This window comes from Chlorogloea sp. CCALA 695, assembly GCF_003003885.1.
GTDB lineage: Bacteria > Cyanobacteriota > Cyanobacteriia > Cyanobacteriales > Chroococcidiopsidaceae > Aliterella.
Map to the genome: position 1 here is coordinate 1 of NZ_PVWN01000063.1, position 23,567 is coordinate 23,567.

The following is a 23,567-nucleotide window of genomic DNA, read 5'->3' on the forward strand; positions in this document are numbered from 1 at the left end:
ATCAGTGAGTGGACTAGATTTCGGCAAGCGGAGTTTTACGGGTTGCGATCGCAAGTCTCTCTACAAGAGCTATAATGCCAAGCTAAACGAATGTACAGGCAAACATCATGGCAGACTGGCACGAAATTACTGGGGGCGTGACTGCACCTAAAGGCTATCGGGCGGCGGGAATAAAAGCAGGCTTGAAACCTTCGGGTTTGCCAGATTTGGCGCTGATCTTATCTGATGTGGATGCGATCGCAGCAGGTGTATTCACTACGTCTCAAGTCCGTGCTGCCTGTGTAGACTACTGCCGTCAGCTACTACAAGCCAAACCTAGCGCTCGTGCCATTCTCTGTAATGCTGGTCAAGCAAATGCCGCTACGGGTTCTCAAGGTTGGCTGAATGCTCTTGAAAGTGCCATGCTGTTAGGTCAAGCTTTTGGTATTCCTTCAGAATCAGTTTTACTCGCTTCTACGGGTGTAATTGGGCAACAAATCAAAATGGAAGCTATGCGATCGGGTATTCCTCAACTCGTGGCGGCGGCTTCTGATACTGGCAGTGATGCGGCAGCTAGTGCGATTGTTACTACGGATTTAGTGACAAAATCTATTGCTTTAGAAACTACGTTTAGCGATCGCCCGGTACGCATTGGCGGCATCTGTAAAGGGTCGGGAATGATTCACCCCAATATGGCTACACTCCTAGCTTTTGTAACTTGCGACGCGGTGGTTTCTCCGGCTTTGTGGCAACAAATGTTAAGCCGCGCGGCGGATAAAAGTTTTAACCAAATTACTGTTGATGGCGATACGAGTACCAATGATTCCCTCATTGCTCTTGCTAATGGACAATCTCGCACTCCGGCAATTACAGAAATGAATGCAGAGGCGGAAAAGTTGGAGGCAATGTTAACGGCTGTCTGTCAGCATTTGGCAAAAGCGATCGCTCGTGATGGTGAAGGTGCTACTTGTTTGATTGAAGTGCAAGTTTCTGGCGCTACCGATGAAAAAGCCGCTAGGCAAGTTGCTAAAACGATTGTTGGCTCGGCTTTGTTCAAATCTGCCGTTTTTGGGCGCGATCCTAATTGGGGCAGAATCGCGGCGGCGGCAGGGCGCGCTGGTGTCCCTTTTGAACAAGAGAACTTACGGATTATGTTAGGGGATTTTTTACTAATGGAAAATGGTCAACCTCTAGCTTTTGATCGCGTAGCAGCGAGTAACTATATGAAACAAAAAGCAAGTAGTGTTGTTCCGCAGGGAAAAGTTAGCGTTAATAGTAGTAACGATTTATTGTTAGTTGAAGATGGTGAATCTGTACCTTTTGAACGCAGCGCTGCTAATCGTTATTTAAAAGATGACACAATTCTAATCTCTGTCAGCATTGGTAATGGTTCAGGAACGGGTACAGCTTGGGGATGCGATCTTAGCTACGATTATGTGAAAATTAATGCCGAGTACACTACTTAAGCGCGCCAATCTACCCTAAATCAGTGCCTGGGGAGGGTGGAAAGACTTCGCCTTCTTGCCCATTATTGTAATAATACAGGGTGCGAATCGGGTAAGGAATCGGAATCTCTGCTTGTTCGCAGGCAGTTTTTAAGGAAATAATTACGCGGGTTTTAGTTTGGCGAACTTGGACTTTTTGCGGCTTTGTCCAATAACGAATCATTAAATCGATGGAACTATCGCCAAAGCCCACCGCATCCACTTCTGGTAAAGGATCGGGTAATACTCCGGGTACAGTTGCAACGGTTTTAACTAGAATGTCTATTGCCTTAGTTAAAGGTGTATTGTAGTCAATACCCAATGCTAAATCTGTACGGCGATGAGGCATGGCGGTCAAAACCTGCACGGGGCTTGTAAATACAATGGAATTGGGAATAACTATGCGCTCTCCTTGGTAAGTTTTTATTTGTGTGGCGCGGATAGTAATTTCTTCAATTGTCCCTTCATACTCGTTGACAATAATTTGATCGCCCAAACGAAAAGGCTCGTTTAATAGCAATAATATTCCTGCTAAGAAATTCTTGAAAATATCTTGAAAAGCAAAACCAATCGCTACCGAACCTAAACCTAACAAACCAACAATATCGCCTAACCCCAAGTCAGGAAAAGCAATCACACAAGCAAATAATATTCCCGCTACCCAACTTGCTACATAGCTAATCTGAGTTAGTAAAGATCGCAATGAATGACTTTTTAGCACCCGTTTTCCTGTTACTGTCGCTAGGCGTTTGGTTAAATTAGCAACATAGCGAGTTAGAAAGAGAATTGCGATCGCAAATATTATCCCTGGTAATGACTCTATAACACTACCAGTTAGACGGATTAAGCTTAGTTTGATTTCTTGTAGTAATTCAGTCATAGGCTCAAGCTTGTTTTGCCTAGAATTTTACTACTTATTGCCACCAATACTTTTACACTGCTTATTTAGCTTGATGTAGACACAGGTTTAAGAAATAACCAGCTTACAAAAAAGAAAGATGCAGTAAAAAGCTGCACTATATCTAAGGCTGATAAATATCCATCTGCAAAGGAGGCGATACTTCTATCGGTAATTCCAAACAACCAAGACGAAGTCCCAAGCAGCCAAATTCCATTTTTTAATCTATCTAAAAACATTGTTGCTTCTGACGATTGCTGATTATTCATGAGGCTAATCTTTTTTGAGATGAGTTTGTATTTAGATAGAGCTATTTAGACGGTGCAAAACAAACTTAAATTTTGTCTCCCCTTGTATTTTTACTTTAAGAAATATCTCTTTTGTTTGCCATTACTCTAAAGAAGTATTTAGATATATTGACAATACGTACATTATCCTTTATAGCGAGATATTCAAAATATGCCTTATTTGGGCTGATCCTAGGGATTTAGCTTAATTGCCTAAAAGGATAGATTGACAAAAAAACCACCTGCAAAAGTAGCAAAAGCTATTTAATAAGATATGCCGTTAGACAGATGAAAGGTGAATTAATCAGCAAAACTGGTAATTCTGTCTTCAGATACTTAATAGTTAACTAATAAATAGTTTTAATAAAGAAAAAGCAAAAGAAAATCCATGACTGTTGCCCAGCTAGATAATCAAGAAAAAGAAATATTTAAGGCGCGAGATCTGCCAATTTTAGGATTAGTCTGTATCACGGCTTCCAAAGAGATTCGCTACCGGACAATAACGCGCACTCGCTATTTAAAACTAAGCGAAACTGAACGCCAAACTACGCTCACGAGTCTTTATAGTGACAATATCAATCGTTTAGATAAAGCTGTAGATTTTTGTCAGCAACACTCAATTAAGCTTTATAGATTACCTTCTGGCTTGTTTCCGATGAGCGATTGGGAAGACAATTTAGGCGAAACAATCCTTGAATCAATGAGCGCGCAATTAGCTTTAATTGGCGCAAAAGCCCAACAATTAGGCATTAGATTAGTTTCTCATCCCGATCAATTTGTGGTTTTAAGTTCCGATTCAGAGCAAGTGTTGGCAAATAGTATCAAAATATTGGAAGGACACGCAAAAATATTTGATTTACTCGGACTTGCGCGCAGTCCTTGGGCATTAATGAATATTCACGGCGGAAAATCGCAACGAATAGATCGGCTTGTGGAAGTATTAGCAGAATTACCAACGCATATCCGCGATCGCTTAACCTTTGAAAATGACGAATACTCTTATAGTTCCGCAGAGATTCTAGAAGTATGCAAAAAGTCGGGTGTACCAATGGTATTTGATGCCCATCATCACATTTGCCACGAAGGTTTGACAAGCTACGATGCTCCCTCCGTAGCGGAGATGTTTTATGCAGCTAGAGAAACTTGGACTAACCCAGATTGGCAATTAGTACATATTTCTAACGGACAAAATAGTTTTAGCGATCGCACTCATAGCGATTTTATTACTGATATGCCTAGCGTTTACCGCGAAGCACCTTGGATTGAAATTGAAGCAAAAGCCAAAGAAGAAGCAATTGCTCGTGTAGAAGCCGAATGGCTTATGAGAAAATAAATTTTAACTCCGTCGTACCGCTATCTATGCTTGCAATCGACTTTGGGACAAGTAATACTTGTGTAACTCGCACTAATCCCGTTTCTGGACAATCGGAAACTCTTAGCATTCCTGGCTTATCTCAGCAAATTGGCACTAATCCGCCTTTAATTCCTAGCCTCGTGTACGTAGAAAATGCCGCCGAAGGTAAAGTATTAATCGGGCAACAAGTACGCGATCGCGGCTACGATAGTAAAAACGATCCGAGATTTTTCCGCAGCTTCAAACGCGGTATTGGCGCAAATATTCAGGGCTTTTTACCGGAATTAGACGGACAAGTTATAACTTTTGAGCAAATAGGAACATGGTTTTTAACTAATCTAATTTCCCAACTAGGAAGCATAGAATCATTAGTTTTAACTGTACCTGTAGATAGCTTTGAATCTTACCGTCACTGGCTGGGGGAAGCTTGCCAAACTTTGCCTATAGAGCAAGTTAGAATGCTTGATGAGCCTACCGCCGCCGCTTTAGGCTATGGTATGGCAGATAAAGAAAATTTGCTAGTAATAGATTTTGGCGGCGGGACGTTAGATTTATCTTTGGTACGTTTAGATGCAAGCATCCAAGCGGGTAAAACTCCTTTGGGATTTTTGCTGAAATTTGGGCAAAAATCTTTAGCTGAAAAATCTGGACAAAAGCTAAAAACTGCCCGTGTACTAGCCAAAGCTGGACAAAATTTAGGCGGTACAGATATTGATAACTGGTTAGTTGAATACTTCGCTACAACTCAAGAATTAGCCGCTACATCACTAACTGCTAGGTTGGCGGAGCGAGTAAAAATACAACTATCTTCCCAAGATCGAGCAAGCGAAGTTTATTTTGATGATGAAACCCTAGACAGTTACGAATTAGAACTAAACCGCGATACTTTAGAAACCATCCTCAAAGAACATCAGTTTTTTGAGCAACTAGACGAATGTATGACGCAGCTATTGTATCAAGCGCGGCGACAAGGTTTAGAAATAGCTGATATTAATGCAGTGCTATTAGTTGGCGGTACGTCGCAAATGCCTGCTGTACAAAATTGGGTGCAAAAATACTTCGATCCAGCTTTAATTAGCAATCAAAAACCCTTTGAAGCGATCGCCCTTGGCGCATTACAACTTACTCAAGGCGTGGAAGTAAAAGACTTTCTCTATCATAGTTACGGTGTTCGTTATTGGGACAGGCGTAACAATCGCCACAATTGGCATCCATTAATTAAAACGGGGCAACCGTACCCCATGCAAGATCCTGTAGAGCTAGTATTAGGTGCTTCTGTCGAAAGTCAGCCAAGTATTGAATTGATAATTGGTGAATTGGGGAGCGAAACGGGAGCAACGGAGGTTTATTATGATGGCGAAATGTTGATTACTCGTCGCCAGAAAGATAGTCAAATCCAAGTACAGCCACTAAACGATTCTGACGGTGCAGCAACTATTGCTCAATTAACCCCCCCTGGATTTCCTGGAAGCGATCGTCTGCGAGTTTTATTCTACGTTGATAGACAGCGCTTTTTACGAATGACTGTTGAAGACTTGCTCACAAATCAAACGTTATTAGAAGATCGATTAGTAACCCAGTTGAGTTAATTTTTCCTCACTTTTAGTTTTTCGCATAATTTGGAGTTGAACCCACTTTTGCCATCGCTGAAAGCTAGATTCATCGGGTTGAGTTTGTTGCCAAGCTTGGCGATCGCTAATACGTTGTCGCCAAGCATCTAAGCAAGGGTAGTCATGCAGCGAGACTCCCAAACGATGAAAGAGCGGAATCGTTGCACCCGCCACAATATCACCCAGATTTAGGCGATCGCCCCCAAAATAAGTTTTTCCCTGCAACTCATCATCTAAAAATTGCCAAACCGTAGCTAGGCGCGTCTGTTGGGTATCAGATAAAGGCTGTTGTTCGGCATTAACAACAGCAGTCACATTTGACATTAACTCGTTTACGGTGACTTGTTGCACCATTCGCATTTTAGTAATTGCTTGAATTTCAGTCGTAATTAAAGTTAGATCGGGATAACGCAGTTCAAGATAATCTAAAATTGCTAAAGATTCAAATACCCGAAAATCACCATCCATAATAACAGGGACATGGTGAAAAGGATTAATTGTCAAAAACTCCGGTTCAAACTGCTGACCATTTCCCAGATTAACCTCAATAGGCTGATAGGGAATCTGTTTTTCTAAAAGTAGCAGCCACACCCGCCGCGAAATTGGGGAAAGTGGGTGGTAATAAAATTTCAACATAGTAGACATCACAAAAGAATTTTGGTGTAGAGACGTTGCAATACAACGTCTCTTGCATTTTTACTTCAATTTTCTCGACTCAATAGTAAACTCAGGAATTTGCTCAAGTTCCCGTTCTACAAGATTGTACTGTTCACAAACCAAGCTTAAACGATTAGAAACAGCACTTTTAACTTCATTTACTGAGTGCGTCAAATCGCCTTGAAAAAGCACCAAAGTATTATATTGCGGCTTAATACAGCCAACTTGCTTTTTACCGTGACGTAACATTAATTCGCCACCTTCTAACTCCGATGGAACTTGGACGTACAAAACACTTACCATTGCTGGCGGTTCGATAGTTTTGCAATATGATCGCAAACTGCGATCTATATGCGGATCGACGCGCGAACCTTGGTTTAAAACTAAAGGATTAAGATAAAAAGCATTACAATCCTCTTGTAACGCAACGCCCAGATAGTTTTTAAAAAACGGAAAGCAGCGTTCAACTTCGCTAATATGTGACCTCTGGAAAACTACAGAAAACCCCTTTGTTGCTACAAAATCGCGGTTGAGATTATTAACTGCTAAATAAGGACAAGCTAAAATCTTGGCTTGCAATTTGGTAAGGTAATTAGGCTTAAATGTATTCTGTACGGTGCGGTAATAGCTCATAGATCAGGCTTGTTTAACCTCTGCTGTAAAAGTAATATTCTAGGTGCATATTTTTTAGCAAAAAAATAGAGTATTGAAGGATACTTATTTTTATTTACTTGTATTATCAGTTGTTTGGAATTTTAAAAATAAATTTATAAGTTAAAAACTTCTTAAGGCAAGGTTAATTGATAGATAAACTTTGTTTAACTAATTAGTTAAAACAAGTATTTATGATTTAATACCTAAATAATTGAATAAAAAGACTTTCTCAAAATTATCTGTGGTTGATGTAAATCTCGTAATGTTATTCAAATAGCATTTTAACCCGTGTTATTTAAGAAAAAGCTTAACAGCCAAGTCCTTAAGTTTTTAAGCATTAGTCTTTTAGTTGCAGCATTAATCGTCTCCCCTTCATTATCTAATAGAACGCTGCAATTGTTTTCTGGTTTACCAGTTATTGGCTCTAGCGTCCAAACTTCCACTCTAGCCCAAACAAAAACTAACTTTAAAATTGCTCAAGCTTCCACCCCAGTTAGTGAAGAAGCAAATGAGAAAGAAGCTATTGACTTTTTTGCAATGACAATGAGCGCGCTAGCGGGTTTAGTCTTGTTTATTTACGGCGTAACGCGCTTATCTGAAGGGCTAGAAGACATGGGAAGCGATCGCATGAAAAACTTGCTTGCCAAATGTACTACCAATCGTTTTGCGGGAGTGGCGACGGGAACTGTAGCCACAACTCTACTAGAATCATCATCGGTTACGATCATTATGGTCATTGCGATGGTGAGTGCAGGGGTGTTGACTTTTGTGCAATCCCTCGGCGTAGTTTTGGGTTCCAATATTGGTACAGCCGTAGGCGCTCAAATTATTTCCCTAGATATAAATAAGTATGTGCCGATATTGATGTTTGCAGGCTTGTTACTGCTATTTGTAGGCAAAGGACGCACGCTAAAAAATCTCGGTATTGTCCTATTAGGATTTGGCTTGATGTTTTACGGTTTAGAAGCCATTGACGAAGCGATGAAACCGTTTAGAGAGTACCAGCCTTTTATCGACTTAATGCAAACTCTCGCTCAAAATCCCCTCTTGGGGGCGGTAGTTGGAGCAATTTTTACAGTCATTATTCAATCCTCCTCTGCCACTGTGGCAATTGTAATTACTTTGGCAGGTTCGGGCTTAATTTCTTTACCCGCCGGAATCGCTATTATGCTAGGCGCAGAAATTGGCACTTGCGCCGATACCCTTGTAGCGACCATTGGGCGCGGTCGTCCAGCCTTGCGAACTGGGGTGTTTCATTTGCTATTTAATCTAGTCAGCGTGGCTTTAGGCATCCTATTTACGCCGCTATTGGTGCAATTAGTCTTGGCTATCTCTGGCGGCGCGGGAGTAGGTCGCCAAGTAGCTAATGCTCAAATTGTTTTTAACTTAGTTGGCGTAGTTGCAGTTATTTTCTTTTTGCCAGTGATAGCAAGGTTACTGGAAAAATTAATTCCCGATGTAGCAGGCGATCGCCAATTGCAGCCAGAAGTCGCACTACCAGCGTCACGTTAATTATAAATCTGCCAAGCGCGAGGATAATACAGTGGAAAAAAAAACTTGTTCTATATTGTCGTTAGCAATTCTACTTTTAGCCACAACTGCTTGTAGTAACAATCAAGTTACAGAAACAGCACCCGAAGAATTTGCTGAATTTTTAACGGCACGAGAGGGCAATAATTCTCAACTATCAGGGACAGTAAAAGTAGATGGTTCTAGCACTGTGTTTCCTGTTTCTGAAGTAATGGCGACAGAGTTTCAAAAAAATCATCCCCAAGTTAAAGTTGTAGTTGCTGTTTCTGGGACTGGTGGCGGATTTAAGAAGTTTTGCGCTGGCAAAACCGATATAACCGATGCTTCTCGCCCGATTAACACTACAGAAATGGAATTATGCAAAAAAAACAATGTGGAATACATAGAGTTGCCGATCGCCTTTGATGGTCTATCCGTTGTTGTAAATCCGCAAAATAGTTTTGCCCGTTGCCTCAAAGTTGACGAACTTAAAAGAATGTGGCAGCCAGCCGCTACAGGTAAAGTTACGAATTGGAATCAAATTCGCTCCGATTTCCCTAATCAACCTTTAGCTTTGTATGGCGCTGACAAAGAATCTGGTACTTATGACTATTTCACTCAAGCAATTATCGGTGTAGAAGGGAAAAGCCGCAGCGATTACACAGCAAGCGCCGACGACAAAACTTTAGTAAAAAATATCGCTGCCAACCCGAATGGAATAAGCTACTTTGGCTATGCTTATTATTTGGCAAATAAAGACAAACTCAAGCTAGTGGCTATCGATAGCGGTTATGGGTGCGTTCTACCTAGTGCGAGTACGGTGAGAGATTCTAGTTACCAACCTTTATCTCGCCCAGTATTTATATATGTCAAAAAGTCGGCGGCGACGCGCCCTGAAGTCAAGGCATTTACAAACTTCTATTTAAAACCAGAAAACTCAAAGCTGGTGCTAAGTGTTGGCTATATACCATTACCAAATATTGCGCTGCAATCAGCAAAATCTCGGTTTAATAGAGGACAAACGGGTACAATCTTCGGCGGCAAAGGTTCGGTAGTTGGCGTACAACAAAAAGAGCTTTAAAGCCCTTGCAGCAAAGTTTTAGCGTGAAGGGCGATCGCATCCCAATCTCCAGCATCTACCAATTGCTGCGGAAATAACTCTCTAGAAAGTCCAATTGCGATCGCACCTGCTAATAAAAACCCCTTAGCATTCTCTACCGTCACCCCTCCAGTAGGAATTAGCGGTATGTGTCCCAGTGGTGCTTGTAGGCTTTTAATATAACTTGCTCCCCCCACAGCTTGCACAGGAAAAACTTTTACACAACTTGCGCCTGCATTCCAAGCTGTAACAATTTCTGTTGGTGACAGCGCCCCCGGTATAATTGGGATATCTCCCGCTTCTCCAATCATTGCTATATCGGTATGGGGTGTAAACAAAAATTGCGCTCCCGATGCGATCGCATTTTTTTGTTGCTTTAGGTTTAACAGCGTTCCCGTACCTATCGTACAATTAGGCAACTCGGTACGCAATTGGGAAATTACTTCGGGTGCGCGATCGCTATTCCAAGTAATTTCAATTAATTCTATTCCCCCCTTCGCAACAGCAAAAGCCATTTGTAGCGCCAAATCTCGATCTAAGGAGCGAATGACAGCAATTACTTTATTTTTTTGTAACAATGACAACCATTTTTGCCTAGATATTTTCATTATTTAAAATACTCCACTAATAAATAACTTTTATTGTGGATGACAATCTTTATTCAGCCTAAAGATTGAGTTATTTCAGCCATCAGAAGGATGAAATTAAATAGACATATTCCTAATCTGTAGAAGTTAGGTAATATCAAGTATTAGATAAATATGCCCCTTTACAAGCTTGAAGACTTCGATCCACAATACCGTCAAACCTTTAATGGAGAAGACGTTAAATCAATGGATCTCTATACCGAAGGTGGTAATCCTATTGGTAAAGTAGCTGATGCTTTAGTAGACAATGAAGGTCGGTTTCGGTACTTAGTCATTGATACAGGTGTAGAAAACTTAAGCAAACAAATATTATTACCAATTGGTCTATCCCGAATTGATTATAATGCCCAGCGCGTTTATGTAGATGGTTTAAGTAAGACACAAGTAGATCATTTACCCGTATACAACGAAAGTATTGTAGTTGATTACGATTACGAGGAGCAAGTTCGCGGAGTGTATCGTCAAGAACCTCCATCTCAATCTACTGACCGCAACACTTATAATTATCAGCAAGAGCCTTCTTTATACAATTTAAGTGATCAAAACCATCAAACTTTCAAACTCTACGAAGAAAGATTGATTGCTAGCAAAAGTCGGGTCAAAACTGGTGAAGTCGCAGTTAGTAAACACATTGAAACTGAAACAGCAACAGTTTCTGTACCAATTACTAAAGAAAGAGTAGTCATTGAACGTTCAACACCTTCAACTATAGGTCAAATAGTTACACCTAGCGAAACTGATTTTCAATCTGGTGAAGTAGCTCGTATAGAATTGTATGAAGAAAAGCCAGAGTTTCACAAAGAAACTTTTGTCCGCGAAGAAGTTAGAGTAACTAAAGTTGTCGATCAAGATACTGTAGAAGCTCAAGAAACAATCCGCCGAGAAGAATTAGACATCAATACTGAAGGCAATCCAACCATGACTTCTGATTCAACAAGTGTAGATAACAGCATTTAATTAATAATTAAATTGCCAACTTATTACTAAGCAAGACAGCAAATATAAGATTTTGCTGTTTTGTTCAAAAATAAAACATAAATAAACTGGATTGTTAATTATGACACTTTATAAATTAGATGAATTTTACCCCAATTACAAAGAAGAATTGTTTGATGGCGACGACATTAAAGGACTTGATGTATATGCGGGAAGATCGGATGATAAAATTGGCAGTATAGAAAATGCTTTAGTTGACGAACAAGGACGTTTTCGTTATTTTGTCATAGATACAGGCTTTTGGATTTTTGGCAAAAAAGTCTTATTACCCGTTGGTAAATGTCATATTGATGCCAAAGCAAAACGCATAAATGCTATAGGTATTGTTAATAAAAAACAAATAGAAGATTTACCTGAATATCACGAAAGCAAAACTCCTGATCACCAACATGAGGAGCAGGTAAAAAAAGTTTATCATTCTCCAGTGATGAAATCTCTTGAAGAACCTAGTATAAATTTAGTACCATCTCACCCAGTTTCTTCCCCCGTTGAAACAAGTAATCGCCCTAATTATGACTACCAACAAGATCCATCTTTATACGACTTAGATCCTGATAATCATCAAACTCTTAAGTTGTACGAAGAAAGGTTAGTTACTAATAAAAAACGTCAGCAAACCGGAGAAGTAATTTTAGCTAAACACGTTGAAACCCAAATTGCTAATATTTCTCTCCCTCTAGAAAAAGACCGCATCGTTATTGAACGTAGCACCCCAACAAATAAAAATGCAACGGCTGTTAAAGATGTAAATTTTCAAGAGGGAGAATTGGTCAGAATGAAAGTTTATGAAGAAACCGCTAATGTCCATAAAGAAGCTTTTGTACGTGAAGAAGTAACAATTAAAAAAGAAGTAGATGTTGATACCGTTAAAGCTCAAGAAACTCTACGCCGGGAGGAGTTAGATATTGACACAAGCGGTCGTTTAGATATTGATACTCAAGACAATTAAATATTTTAAATACAAAGAATAACCTAGCATTTTTAGACTTTGTAGAAATGCTAGGTTATTGAGTGACTATTTTTCTAAATTACCTATAATTCAATAAAATTTTAGCCAAAGTAATGTTGTAAAAGCTTAATAAGATTTCAATATGTTAAATTTTATTATTTTTGAGATGTCTATCTTTCGTAGGTAACAAAGATAAGTTAATTCCATCGTTAGGAAGATGTAACAAAGTTAATTCATTAATAAATTTAGGAAGTAACGAAATGAAAAAATAAAGGTTTTGTTTATGCCATTAGTAAAAATTGCAGATTACGATCCAGCTTATCGCGATAGTCTTGGTGATTCGGATCTTAAAGGGATGGGAGTTTACACTCAAGCAGATGAGAAAATAGGTACTATCAACGATATTTTAGTTGATGAAGATGGACAGTTTCGCTATTTAGTAGTAGATTTAGGGTTTTGGATTTTTGGCAAGCAAGTTTTACTACCAGTAGGTCGCTCACAGATCGATCAAGGTTCTGATCGCGTATATGCAATTGGGATGACTAGAGAGCAAGCTGAGAGTTTGCCAGAATTTAGCGATCGCCTAGCTGTAGATTACGATTACGAAGAAAAAGTTAGAGGTGTATATCGTACACCCGCCGTTGGCGCTTCTACGAGTGCAGTAACAGACACTGCTCGTCCTGTAGACGTTTCCATGCCCTTAGAAGCCTCTGCACCCCTAGATGTTGCTTCTACTGCTGGTATGACTGCTGCTACCCCAGTTTACAGCCGCGACACCTACAACTATCAACACGAGCCAGAATTGTTTGATGTTAAAGACAATAATCAAACACTCAAACTATATCAAGAACGTCTAATCGCTAACAAGAAGCGCGTTAAAACAGGCGATGTAACTATCGGTAAGCATATTGAGACTGAAACAGCACAAGTATCAGTACCAATCGAAAAAGAGCGCGTTGTCATCGAGCGAGTTACACCCACTAATGCAGGAGTAGCCGTAAGTCCAGGTGAAGCAACCTTCGGTGGTGGAGAAGTTGCTCGCGTCGAAATCTATGAAGAAACTGCTGACATTCACAAAGAAGCCTTTGTCAGAGAAGAAGTTAAGGTAAGAAAAGAAGTAGAGAGCGAAACTGTTGAAGCGAAAGAAACATTACGCCGCGAAGAATTAGATGTAAATACTAGTGGAATCCCGGTTGATGAGAGACGCGATCGCATTTAAGCTAGACTAGCAACTTTCAAGCGTCTATTACATCTGCTGTCAAACAGATTTATAGCTAAACTGGTGCAGGCAGGGCATAATTTATGTCCTGCCTGCACTTTTGCAGATAGAATACACTCATAATAATTGTCAATTTGCTTTCCTGAAGTTATCATTTGTTCTTATTGAACGGCTTGAAAATAAACGCATAAAATCAATAGGTAGTAATAAATATGAATAGTTCAAAGCGTCATAATTCTGAGTACGAAGATGATAATACATCGAATACTGAGTCTTCTAATACACCTGATGACTCTAAGGAGCAAGATGATAAAAACATTGAATCTTTATTTGAAAAGCCAAATTTGCCTAACAAATCATCAGATGATGATTTAATGAGCCTGTTTGCCAATTCTGGGATGCTAGAAGAAGATAACTTAGACTTGTTTAATAGTCCCGAAATGATGTCTGTCGGAGAAGAAACAGACTTGTTCACTACTCCTGACATGAAAGAACAAACAAGCGAGATAGACTTGTTCAATACTCCCGAAATGATGTCAACAAGTAACGAACTTGATAGTAATCAATTTGGCGAAATGGACTTGTTTAATAGTCCCGAAATGATGTCCATCGGAGAAAATACTGACTTGTTCATTACTCTTAACATGGAAGAAGAAACAAGTGAGATGGACTTGTTTGATAGTCCCGGAATTACGTCAACAAGTAACGAACTTGATAGCAATCAACTTGGCGAGATGGACTTGTTTAATAGTCCCGAAATGATATTAATCGGGGAAGAAACAAGTGAGATGGACTTGTTCAATACTCCCGAAATGATATTAATCGGGGAAGAAACAAGTGAGACGGACTTGTTCAATACTCCCGAAATGATGGATATGGGAGAAGAAACAGACATTCTTGCAACTCCTGAAATGATACTAATGCAAGAAGAAACAAGCGAGATGGACTTGTTCAATACTCCCGAAATGATGTCAACAAGTAACGAAATTGATAACAATCAATTTGGCGAGATGGACATTCTTGCGACTCCCGAAATGATGGATATGGGAGAAGAAACAGACATTCTTGCAACTCCCGAAATGATACTAATGCAAGAAGAAACAAGCGAGATGGACTTGTTCAATACTCCCGAAATGATGGATATGGGAGAAGAAACAGACATTCTTGCAATTCCCGAAATGATGGATATGGGAGAAGAAATAGACATTGTTGCAACTCCTGAAATGATACCAATGCAAGAAGAAACAAGCGAGATGGACTTGTTCAATACTCCCGAAATGATGTCAACAAGTAACGAAATTGATAGCAATCAATTTGGCGAGATGGACATTCTTGCGACTCCCGAAATGATGTACATGGGAGAAGAAACAGACATTCTTGCGACTCCCGAAATGATACCAATAAGTAGCGAATTTGATATTAGTCAACCTGCGGAGATCGAAACAGAAACAAGCGAGATAGACTTGCTTGCCGATCATGAGTTAGTATCACAAACCGATAATGTAAATCAATTTACAGAAGTAACGGCAATAGAAAGCGAAATAGAGACAAGTCAGCAGTCAGAAATAGCAGAAGAAACAAATGACATGAATATAGGTATAGCAGCAGCAGCCATAGCGGTAGGTGCAAGTATTCCTTTACTAGAAGAACGCCTAATAGTAGATATTAATAGGCAGAAGATTGGTGAGATAGTTGTTAGAAAAGAGATCGAAACTGAAATGGTACAAGTGCCAATCAGACGAGAAAAATTGATTATTGAGCAAGTGGGTGCAGAAACTATACAACTTGCAGAGATTGATTTAGGCTCTAGCGATCAAGGAGTTGAATTAGCTACAATTAGAGCAAATATGGCTCAAGTTGGAAGCGTAGCCAAAAGTAATGAAATAATTGTATCCGGTGAATTTACCTCCGCTAAAATAGCAAGTTTACTGCTAAATGCGATCGCCCTTGAGCGCAATCAAGGATACAAAAAAATCCGCATAGAAATAGTTGTAGAGGATGCCGAGCGCCAACAAACTTATCAAGAATGGGTAGATCGTTGCTCAATTAAGCCATCACAAAACTAAAAATCAGCAACGCAACCTTTCCATATTCTTAAAAAAAGAGGGTGATTCTAACACTAGAATCACCCTGCTTTATTTCTGTATCTGTTACTTAAGCTAACGAAGCAGTTTTGACATCGCTGTTTGCTAACAATTCTTGCAACTCATCAGCATCTACAGTTTCTTTTTCAATGAGCATAGCTGCCAAAGTATCAAGAATGTGACGGTTACTGACTAACACTTCTTTGGCTCTACGGTAAGCTACATCTACAAGCTTGCGTACTTCATCATCAATAGCGGCGGCGGTTTCTTCAGAGAAATCGCGCTCGGCGACAATATCCCGACCGAGGAACATATTACCTTGCTGACGACCTAAAGCAACTTGTCCTAGGCGATCGCTCATCCCAAATCGAGTTACCATTTGACGAGCTACTTTTGCCACTTGTTGCAAGTCGCTAGACGCGCCCGTTGTGACTTCTTCCTCACCAAAAATTAATTCTTCAGTGATTCGACCGCCTAAAGCTACAGCCATTTGATTCTCTAAGTAAGAGCGGCTGTATAATCCAGTATCCATGCGGTCTTCACTTGGGGTAAACCAAGTCAAACCACCCGCGCGACCACGAGGAATAATGCTAATTTTCTGTACGGGGTCGTAGTCTGGCATCAGCGCCCCAACTAAAGCATGACCTGCTTCGTGGTAAGCTACCAAGGTTTTGCGCTTTTCGCTCATTACCCGGTCTTTCTTCTCTGGCCCTGCGAGGACGCGATCAATCGCATCATTGACTTCATCCATAGAGATTTCGGTCAAACTACGACGCGCTGCCAAAATTGCCGCTTCATTGAGCAAGTTAGCCAAATCTGCACCAGTAAACCCAGGAGTCCGCCGAGCAATTCTATCTAGGTCAACATCTTTGGCTAAAGTTTTGCCGCGAGAGTGAACTCTAAGAATTTCTGCCCGTCCTGCATAGTCGGGGCGATCTACTACAACTTGGCGATCAAAACGACCAGGACGTAGTAAAGCTGAATCTAAAACGTCTGGGCGGTTAGTTGCAGCAATAAGAATAATTCCTGTATTGCCTTCAAAACCATCCATTTCGGTAAGCAACTGGTTTAAAGTTTGCTCTCTTTCGTCGTTACCGCCGCCTAAACCTGCGCCCCGTTGACGACCTACAGCATCGATTTCATCAATAAATACGATACAAGGAGCATTGGCTTTGGCTTGCTCGAACAAGTCGCGGACGCGGGACGCACCCACACCGACAAACATTTCGACAAATTCTGAACCAGAAATTGAGAAGAAAGGAACTCCTGCTTCTCCAGCTACCGCACGAGCTAATAAGGTTTTGCCAGTTCCGGGAGGCCCAACTAACAGTACGCCTTTAGGAATTTTTGCGCCTACGGCTGTAAAACGGTCAGCATTTTTGAGGAAGTCTACAACTTCGTTTAACTCTAGTTTTGCCTGATCGATTCCTGCTACATCACCAAAAGTGATTTGGCTTTGCGGTTCCATTTGAACTCTAGCTTTTGATTTGCCAAAATTCATTGCTTGACTACCAGGCCCGCTTTGAGCGCGTCGGAGCAAGAAAAATAAGCCAACCAATAGTAGCACTGGCACAAATACACTGCTTAGAACTCTAAACAGGGTACTATCATCAGCTTGAGGTGAAACTACTATATCGACGTTATTTTTACTCAATATATCGATCAATTCGGAATCGTCTTTAAGCAAATTTACTATTTTCTTTTCACCGTCTTGGGGTGTTACCTGCGCTCTAGTGCGATCGGCACTAAGAACTACACGCTCAACCTTACCTTGTTCAACTTCTTGAATAAATTGAGTGTAGCGCCATGTCTCACGGCTTTGGGGTTGTTTTTCAAAAAATGCTGTTCCCAATGCTAAAACTACAATGCCTAGCAGAACGTACAGCCCCGCGTTTCTCCAGCGTTTATTCACCGAGGTTTCTCCTCTTGACTTTAATTAACTTAAGAAGGTATTTTAAGTCAATTGTTAACTATTCTTAATCTAACTTAGAATTACAGCAGTTGCCATGTTAAGGGATCGCATAGCTACAGAGTTTTTTTACCGGAAAGGTGGGCCCGTAAGCCCTGCCGTTCTACGGCGGCTTTATATTAATTCCAGAGTGCTTAAAAACACATGAACTATGTTAGAATAAGCACAGTTGAAAGGTAATCAACCACTTTAAAAACCTCGTATCTAACGATGCACTGAACCATGAAAAACTGAAACTATAGGGTTCCACAGAGAAATGTTTTTGTGGGTAAAAGTTTTAAACACCATGTACATAGAGAACCAATTAATTAGGTTTGAACGATACTGTAGGGCATACAGAAAGAGACGAATGTAATGGAGTGAACGACTGGGGCGCGAGCTTTTGGGGGGAAGATTCCCCCCAAAACGTCGCTTGAGAGAACCATCGCGCTGATTAAGTACCGCAAGGGATTTAATTTAAGTGGACTCGTTGAACCAGTAATTCCAGGGGGTGACTCCGGAAGAATCCCCGACCATTTATGGCGGAGAGTATGTCAATCTACAAACAATCCTTGAAGGAGCTTAATGGCTGAATGATCGGGATCGTAGTGCTGTGGAGTTATAGTGTGAATCGGGATAACTTGGACAACACTATTAGTGTAACAAATCGTCTCAAACCCTTTGACAAGTTGGCGCCGCCAAGGTGCTTGTTGTACTTTTAAGTTTTGCCTTTGCAGCCAGTTAATTAATTGACTTCGTACTATTCCTGGTAAAATCCCCGCTTCCAGGGGTGGTGTCCACCAACAGCCGTCTTGCCATCCCCACAGGTTTCCGGTGCTGGTTTCTAACCATTCACCGCTAGTGGCATTTACCAAAATTGCCTCTTGCGCCCCTTGCGATCGCGCCAAACTCTGCGCTAACCATGCACTCAAATAATTCCCGGTTTTATGTGCTGCTAAACTGCGTTCTAATTCTACAATATAAGCCGCTCTACCATATTTTTGCTCTATTGTCAAACTTGGGGGTAATTCTCTCCCGGTAATCCACTCACGACCATCGGGAAACAAAGTAATGCGGAGAATAGGGAAATATTGCAGCATAGCAGTCGCCCCTAGTTTAACTTGCTTCCAATTAGGTTGTTGCCAATCAAAAGCTTGCAAACTACTAGATAGGCGATCGCAATGTTCCGCCCAATTAGTCAACTTAGACTCTAGAGAGTGTTGATACACACGCATAGTTGTAAATACTGTTGCGCCATAAAGTAGCCCCGGATCGTCAATTGCCAATTCAAGAGTATTACCTGCAACTAAATTACCGTCATACCAAAACTTGGAAACTGCTTTAAAATCTGCCATTACCTTGAACAATATGCTTAAGCGTGGTCAGAGTTTCTAAACTAATCAAACCGCGCCTTTGTCCTTTTTGATTGGACATACCCAAAAACACCGAGTCGCCCTGAGATGGATTGCGCTCAAAACGAGGCGAAGCATTGATATAGGTAGAAGCACTATTTACTCCCAAGGCAAAATGGCGGCTTTCTTGGTAAGACTCAGTAACAATACAGTCTGCATGACCGCTACTATGCAAATTAATTAGCGCGATCGCTTCCTCCAAATTGTCTACAACTATAAAAGCAACAACTTTTTTTAAATAAGCTCGATCCCACTCCTGGGGTTCCGCTAATTTTAAGTCAGCAAAAGCTGTACAAAGTTCCTCATCGCCTCTAATTTCAAACCCTTTTTCTTTTAAACTATTCCATAGAGTTACTAGCGACGACGGTTGACTAGAGCGATGAATCAGCACCTTTTCAATCGCATTTACCGGATCGGGCTGGCTTTGATGACTATCTAAAATCATCGATCGCACCATTTCCAAGCCCCCCGACACCGCCCAATATAAATAACAATTGCCCATAGCCGTTTTTAGTACAGGGGCGGTAGATTGTCGCATTACTTGCTGTACCATACTCGGACGACCGTAGGGAATAACTAAATTTAAGTAGCGATCTTGAGTGATTAAATCTCTAACTACTGCACTACCGCCCTCGCTACTTAGCAACTGTACGCTCCCACTAGGCATATGTGTTTCATCTAAGGCAGATTTTAGCGCTTTGGCAATCGCGAAATTTGAATGACTAGCCTCGCTACCACCTCGCAAAATTAAACTATTGCCAGTTTTAATGCACAACCCCGCCGCGATCGCCCCCAATTCTGGAAATGCCTCATAAATTAGCGCTATAACTCCTAAAGGCATCAACTGACAATAAGTTTGTGAGTCTTGAAGTTGATATTCAGCGTTTCTTACCCGGCGCAGAGGATCAGGTAATTTCCCCAAACGCTCCAAAATTTCTATGGTTGCTTGCAAGCGTTCTGGAGTCAGCTTTAGCCAATCTAAAATTAGCTCTGGTACTGCCATTTCGCGACTAGCTTCAAGGTCTAGGGTATTTGCTTCTAAAATGTCATTGACCGACCTTTTGAGAGCTTGAGACATAGCCCAAACAGACTTGCTGCGATCGCCTCCCTTGGTAATGCTCAATTTTAAAGACGCTCGATAGGCGCGTTCTACTGTAACCACAGGTTCAATATTTGCAGCCACATTATCTGTCATTTATTAACGCCTGTAAGTCAGCCAATGTATAAATGCTGGTATTATAGCTACAATTACGGCGATCATTGCCCAGATTAAGAAGTTCGCCCCACTTGGTACGTGCAATGCCGAGGGCAGCCACACAAATAGTAATATGACGATTGCACCTAGAGCTATAGGTAAATAACTTTGCTTTAAATAAGATTGAGCCGTTATCCACCTATTTCCTACCCATCGCCAAGTTTGTTTGTGGGGGTAGTTTGTTGCTAGTTGCTCTATAGCATAGCCATTTTCTTCGACTACAAATATTTTTTGACAGCGATCGCATCCCATCGCATCAGTTAAGACAATCGGAATTAACCGCCCTTGACGGCGACAGGGACAGGGGTAGTCGGTATTAAGGTCAATTTTTTGCGGCTTTCGAGATTGCACTATCCAATAAACAGTTTTTCTTGAGTGTAGCTGAAATATATTTCTATTCTATATAAACCTGATAAATTCAATTTTTATCGGCTAGAGGTTGGCGTTTGAGGCTATCTCGATATTGTTGCCACTGCGGTAAATATTTATTTTCCATAATCCTAAAACACTCATTTTTTAATTATCCAGACCGTTATCTCTGTGCTTTGACTCAAAGTTTACCTAAATTTTGCTAAAAATCACTGCTATTTGTTTGCGTAGCACACTAGCATATAGAGGTGATTAATTCTTACTATCCTTTACGCTCTCTACAACAAGGTAACTGGCTCAAGCTGATTTGCGGAGCTAGTTTTCAACATCTACCCTCGGTAAGAAATTTAACTTTAGCTTATGCTCTTTCGGGTGTAGATTGTATTGATGTATCTGCCGATGCGGCGGTAATTGCCTCAGCCCAAGCAGCGCTGAAAGTTGCAAGTTTAATGACAAAAGCAGCACAAAATCGGGGCTATGGAATTAAACAGTTACCTTGGTTAATGGTGAGTTTGAACGCTGGAGAAGATCCGCATTTTCGTAAAGCTGCCTTTGACTCCACAAATTGTCCTCCAGAATGCGATCGCCCTTGCGAACCAATTTGCCCAGCGCAAGCGATTGTATTTGAGCGCTTAGAGGATGATTTTTCTGGGGTATTAGAGCCTAATTGTTATGGTTGTGGGCGGTGTTTGCCAATTTGCCCCAGTCAATTGATTAAGGTTCATTCTTACGTAGTTCAAAAAGAGGCGCTCGCCAGCTTAGTATTATCTCAAGGAGTCGATGCGGTTGAAATTCATACCCAAGTAGGGCAGTATGCAGAATTTGCTAACTTGTGGACTAGCGTTAAGCCTTGGGTTAGCAAGCTGAAATTAGTAGCAATTAGCTGTCCCGACGGGGAAGGATTAATTGACTATTTATGGAGTATATACAAACTAATTTCACCTTTAAAAAATGCTTTAATCTGGCAAACCGACGGGCGACCCATGAGCGGCGATATTGGAGATGGTACAACGATTGCGGCGGTAAAACTCGCACAGAAAGTTTTAAAAGCTAAGTTACCCGGCTACGTGCAGTTAGCAGGAGGAACTAATCGCTATACCGTCCCCAAGTTGCAAAAACTAGGGATGTTAGGCAGTAATTTAGGAGGGAGTCGCATTGCTGGGGTTGCTTACGGTAGTTATGCGCGTACATTATTATCGCCAATTTTAGAACGATTAGAACAATTACAAACTGATAAAAATAATGAAGTATCAACTGTTGGCTTAGAACAAGAACCCCAATTACTTTGGGAAGCTGTGAACATTGCTCAAACTCTAGTTTCTCAGCTTAAACCAATTGCTTGCTAAAATTTTCCGCTCCCTTTGCCCTATCGCTCTACGTTAATAACGTCACTGTAGAAAGAATGCAGATTACAGACGATCTCCAAAAACTAATTGACATTTTGCCCTTAGAAATTCAACAAGCACTAGAGCAACACGAATTACGGGATAGCTTAGTTGAGGTGGTAATGGATTTGGGTCGCTTACCCGAAGCCCGTTTCCCTGATCGCGCCGAGTATATATGCCAAGTTCCGGTGTCTCAAGAACAGTTGAATGATTGTATTGAGCGCGTCGGACACTTTGGCGGCGACAATCGCGCCGGAATTGAGCGAACTTTGCACCGGATTAGTGCTATCCGCAATCGCACAGGGAAAATTATTGGTTTAACTTGTCGTGTTGGTCGAGCGGTTGTTGGCACAATTGACATGATCCGCGACTTGGTAGGGACAGGTAAATCAATTTTAATGCTCGGTCGTCCAGGGGTAGGAAAAACTACGGCTTTAAGGGAAATTGCCCGTGTTTTGGCAGACGAACTTCACAAGCGCGTAGTCATTATCGATACTTCTAATGAAATTGCTGGAGATGGCGATGTTACCCACCCAGCCATCGGTAGAGCAAGAAGAATGCAAGTATCGCGCCCGGAACTTCAGCATCAAGTGATGATTGAAGCGGTAGAAAACCATATGCCCGAAGCGATCGTGATTGACGAAATTGGCACAGAACTTGAAGCTATGGCAGCCCGAACCATTGCCGAGCGAGGCGTACAGCTAGTTGGGACGGCTCACGGCAACCAAATTGAGAATTTAATTAAAAACCCTACTTTGTCCGATTTAGTCGGCGGTATTCAGGCGGTAACGCTAGGAGATGAGGAAGCAAGACGGCGGCGGAGTCAAAAAACTGTTTTAGAGCGCAAAGCCCCGCCGACTTTTGAAATTGCGGTAGAAATGCAAGAGCGCCAACGTTGGGTAATCCACGAAAGCGTCGCCGATACTGTAGACAATTTGTTGCGTGGGAAGCAGCCAACACCACAAGTTAGAACGGTTGGGGACGATAATAAGGTGACGATTACTCAAGAACAACCGACTGTAATTAAAACTGTCCGCCCTAATAGTTCTTGGCAAGGTGGAGAGGAGATATTAGAGTCAAATCTAACTACTATGCGATCGCCTGGATGGAGAGAAACAGGTAAAATGTTACCGATGCCACAAGTAACTACTGGGCGCATTTCTGGGGAAGGGGAGTTTGACCGCTTACTAGAAGAATCTTTTGACCGTTTTGGTTATAGCCCCACTCCTGGCCCCAATGGCGAAGATTTGCCTTTGCATATTTACCCCTACGGTGTCAGTCGCAGCCAATTAGACCAAATAATTGAAGTGCTGAATTTGCCGATAGTGCTGACAAAAGATATTGATGGGGCGGATGGGATTTTAGCATTGCGATCGCACCTTAAGAGTCATTCTAAGTTGCGTCATATTGCTAGAGTTCGGCAAGTTCCTATTCATATGATTAAAGCTAGTACAATTCCGCAAATTACTCGGTCTTTACGGCGGCTTTTAAATATGGACGATCCAGGACTCGGTGACGAGCGGGAAATGAAGCTATTTAGTCCTAATGGTAGCGACGATGAAATGGATGCGTTGGAGGAAACAAGGCTGGCGGTAGAGCAAATAGTTATTCCTAAAGGACAACCTGTAGAGTTATTACCGCGATCGGCTAAAGTGCGGAAGATGCAGCACGAACTTGTGGAACACTATCGCCTTAAATCTGACAGTTTTGGTGATGAACCTAATCGCCGCTTACGGATTTATCCGGCGTAATATATAAAAAAAACCAGGAAT

The 23,567-nt window shown here is 41.3% G+C and carries 20 protein-coding genes; 11 read left to right on the plus strand and 9 right to left on the minus strand.

Annotated features, from left to right (window positions below):
- The first annotated feature begins 107 nt into the window (after nt 1–107).
- The gene (gene argJ, locus C7B70_RS21190) at nt 108–1,445 is read left to right on the plus strand and encodes a bifunctional ornithine acetyltransferase/N-acetylglutamate synthase (protein ID WP_106370952.1); all 1,338 of its coding nucleotides are present in this window, start codon (nt 108–110) and stop codon (nt 1,443–1,445) included.
- 10 nt (nt 1,446–1,455) lie between these two features.
- Here the strand turns inward: argJ and C7B70_RS21195 are convergent, their stop codons facing one another.
- Nucleotides 1,456–2,343, minus strand: coding sequence for a mechanosensitive ion channel family protein (locus C7B70_RS21195; protein ID WP_106370953.1), 888 nt, complete (start codon nt 2,341–2,343; stop codon nt 1,456–1,458).
- Nucleotides 2,344–2,408: 65 nt separating this feature from the next.
- On the minus strand, nt 2,409–2,630 hold the full coding sequence (locus tag C7B70_RS21200; protein WP_106370954.1) for a hypothetical protein: 222 nt from the start codon (nt 2,628–2,630) through the stop codon (nt 2,409–2,411).
- A 406-nt stretch (nt 2,631–3,036) separates the two neighbouring features.
- Here C7B70_RS21200 and uvsE point away from each other — a divergent pair, with 406 nt between their 5' ends.
- Both uvsE and C7B70_RS21210 read left to right on the plus strand, forming a co-directional pair.
- Nucleotides 3,037–3,981 (plus strand): UV DNA damage repair endonuclease UvsE, encoded by a 945-nt coding sequence (uvsE, locus tag C7B70_RS21205; RefSeq protein ID WP_106370955.1) that lies wholly within the window; start codon nt 3,037–3,039, stop codon nt 3,979–3,981.
- Nucleotides 3,963–5,591: an Hsp70 family protein gene (locus C7B70_RS21210; protein WP_233221036.1), complete on the plus strand. Its 1,629-nt coding sequence runs from the start codon at nt 3,963–3,965 to the stop codon at nt 5,589–5,591. Before uvsE ends, C7B70_RS21210 begins: the two co-directional genes overlap by 19 nt.
- On the opposite strand, the gene C7B70_RS21215 is transcribed toward C7B70_RS21210, so the two are convergent.
- Both C7B70_RS21215 and C7B70_RS21220 read right to left on the minus strand, forming a co-directional pair.
- Nucleotides 5,571–6,257: a glutathione S-transferase family protein gene (locus tag C7B70_RS21215; protein WP_199192424.1), complete on the minus strand. Its 687-nt coding sequence runs from the start codon at nt 6,255–6,257 to the stop codon at nt 5,571–5,573. The two genes, C7B70_RS21210 and C7B70_RS21215, sit on opposite strands and share 21 nt — an antisense overlap.
- Before the next feature lie 51 nt (nt 6,258–6,308).
- Nucleotides 6,309–6,902: a 2OG-Fe(II) oxygenase gene (locus C7B70_RS21220; protein ID WP_106370957.1), complete on the minus strand. Its 594-nt coding sequence runs from the start codon at nt 6,900–6,902 to the stop codon at nt 6,309–6,311.
- Between the two features lie 309 nt (nt 6,903–7,211).
- On the opposite strand from C7B70_RS21220, the gene C7B70_RS21225 reads away from it, so the two are divergent.
- Nucleotides 7,212–8,435, plus strand: a complete 1,224-nt coding sequence (locus C7B70_RS21225) for a Na/Pi cotransporter family protein (protein WP_106370958.1) — start codon at nt 7,212–7,214, stop codon at nt 8,433–8,435.
- A gap of 31 nt (nt 8,436–8,466) precedes the next feature.
- Nucleotides 8,467–9,513, plus strand: coding sequence for a PstS family phosphate ABC transporter substrate-binding protein (locus tag C7B70_RS21230; RefSeq protein ID WP_106370959.1), 1,047 nt, complete (start codon nt 8,467–8,469; stop codon nt 9,511–9,513).
- Here C7B70_RS21230 and C7B70_RS21235 read toward each other — a convergent pair.
- Nucleotides 9,510–10,139, minus strand: coding sequence for a bifunctional 4-hydroxy-2-oxoglutarate aldolase/2-dehydro-3-deoxy-phosphogluconate aldolase (locus C7B70_RS21235; protein ID WP_199192425.1), 630 nt, complete (start codon nt 10,137–10,139; stop codon nt 9,510–9,512). The two genes, C7B70_RS21230 and C7B70_RS21235, sit on opposite strands and share 4 nt — an antisense overlap.
- Nucleotides 10,140–10,292: 153 nt before the next feature.
- Between C7B70_RS21235 and C7B70_RS21240 the strand changes: the two genes are divergently transcribed.
- The 4 genes from C7B70_RS21240 (at nt 10,293) to C7B70_RS27200 (ending at nt 15,408) form a co-directional block, all read left to right on the plus strand.
- The gene (locus C7B70_RS21240; RefSeq protein ID WP_106370960.1) at nt 10,293–11,135 is read left to right on the plus strand and encodes a DUF2382 domain-containing protein; all 843 of its coding nucleotides are present in this window, start codon (nt 10,293–10,295) and stop codon (nt 11,133–11,135) included.
- Nucleotides 11,136–11,235: 100 nt separating this feature from the next.
- A complete protein-coding gene (locus C7B70_RS21245) occupies nt 11,236–12,123 on the plus strand; it encodes a DUF2382 domain-containing protein (protein ID WP_106370961.1) in 888 nt (295 codons plus the stop codon).
- Between the two features lie 283 nt (nt 12,124–12,406).
- Entirely contained in the window at nt 12,407–13,342 is a 936-nt protein-coding gene (locus tag C7B70_RS21250; RefSeq protein ID WP_106370962.1) for a DUF2382 domain-containing protein, read from the plus strand.
- Between the two features lie 212 nt (nt 13,343–13,554).
- Nucleotides 13,555–15,408 (plus strand): DUF2382 domain-containing protein, encoded by a 1,854-nt coding sequence (locus C7B70_RS27200; RefSeq protein WP_199192426.1) that lies wholly within the window; start codon nt 13,555–13,557, stop codon nt 15,406–15,408.
- An 88-nt stretch (nt 15,409–15,496) separates the two neighbouring features.
- On the opposite strand, the gene ftsH3 is transcribed toward C7B70_RS27200, so the two are convergent.
- The 4 genes from ftsH3 to C7B70_RS21275 all read right to left on the minus strand — a co-directional run bounded on the left by ftsH3 (nt 15,497) and on the right by C7B70_RS21275 (nt 20,392).
- Entirely contained in the window at nt 15,497–17,338 is a 1,842-nt protein-coding gene (gene ftsH3 / locus C7B70_RS21260; RefSeq protein ID WP_106370963.1) for an ATP-dependent zinc metalloprotease FtsH3, read from the minus strand.
- A gap of 590 nt (nt 17,339–17,928) precedes the next feature.
- Nucleotides 17,929–18,729 carry an aminotransferase class IV gene (locus C7B70_RS21265; RefSeq protein WP_106370964.1) on the minus strand — a complete coding sequence of 267 codons (801 nt, stop codon included), beginning with the start codon at nt 18,727–18,729 and terminating at the stop codon, nt 17,929–17,931.
- A complete protein-coding gene (locus C7B70_RS21270; protein ID WP_106370965.1) occupies nt 18,716–19,981 on the minus strand; it encodes a glutamate-5-semialdehyde dehydrogenase in 1,266 nt (421 codons plus the stop codon). The genes C7B70_RS21265 and C7B70_RS21270 overlap by 14 nt, the downstream gene beginning before the upstream one ends.
- Nucleotides 19,982–19,984: 3 nt before the next feature.
- Nucleotides 19,985–20,392: a hypothetical protein gene (locus C7B70_RS21275; protein ID WP_106370966.1), complete on the minus strand. Its 408-nt coding sequence runs from the start codon at nt 20,390–20,392 to the stop codon at nt 19,985–19,987.
- A 266-nt stretch (nt 20,393–20,658) separates the two neighbouring features.
- Here C7B70_RS21275 and ldpA point away from each other — a divergent pair, with 266 nt between their 5' ends.
- Both ldpA and C7B70_RS21285 read left to right on the plus strand, forming a co-directional pair.
- Nucleotides 20,659–21,756 (plus strand): circadian clock protein LdpA, encoded by a 1,098-nt coding sequence (gene ldpA / locus C7B70_RS21280; protein WP_106370967.1) that lies wholly within the window; start codon nt 20,659–20,661, stop codon nt 21,754–21,756.
- Nucleotides 21,757–21,812: 56 nt separating this feature from the next.
- Nucleotides 21,813–23,546, plus strand: a complete 1,734-nt coding sequence (locus tag C7B70_RS21285) for a R3H domain-containing nucleic acid-binding protein (protein ID WP_106370971.1) — start codon at nt 21,813–21,815, stop codon at nt 23,544–23,546.
- Nucleotides 23,547–23,567: the final 21 nt, after the last annotated feature.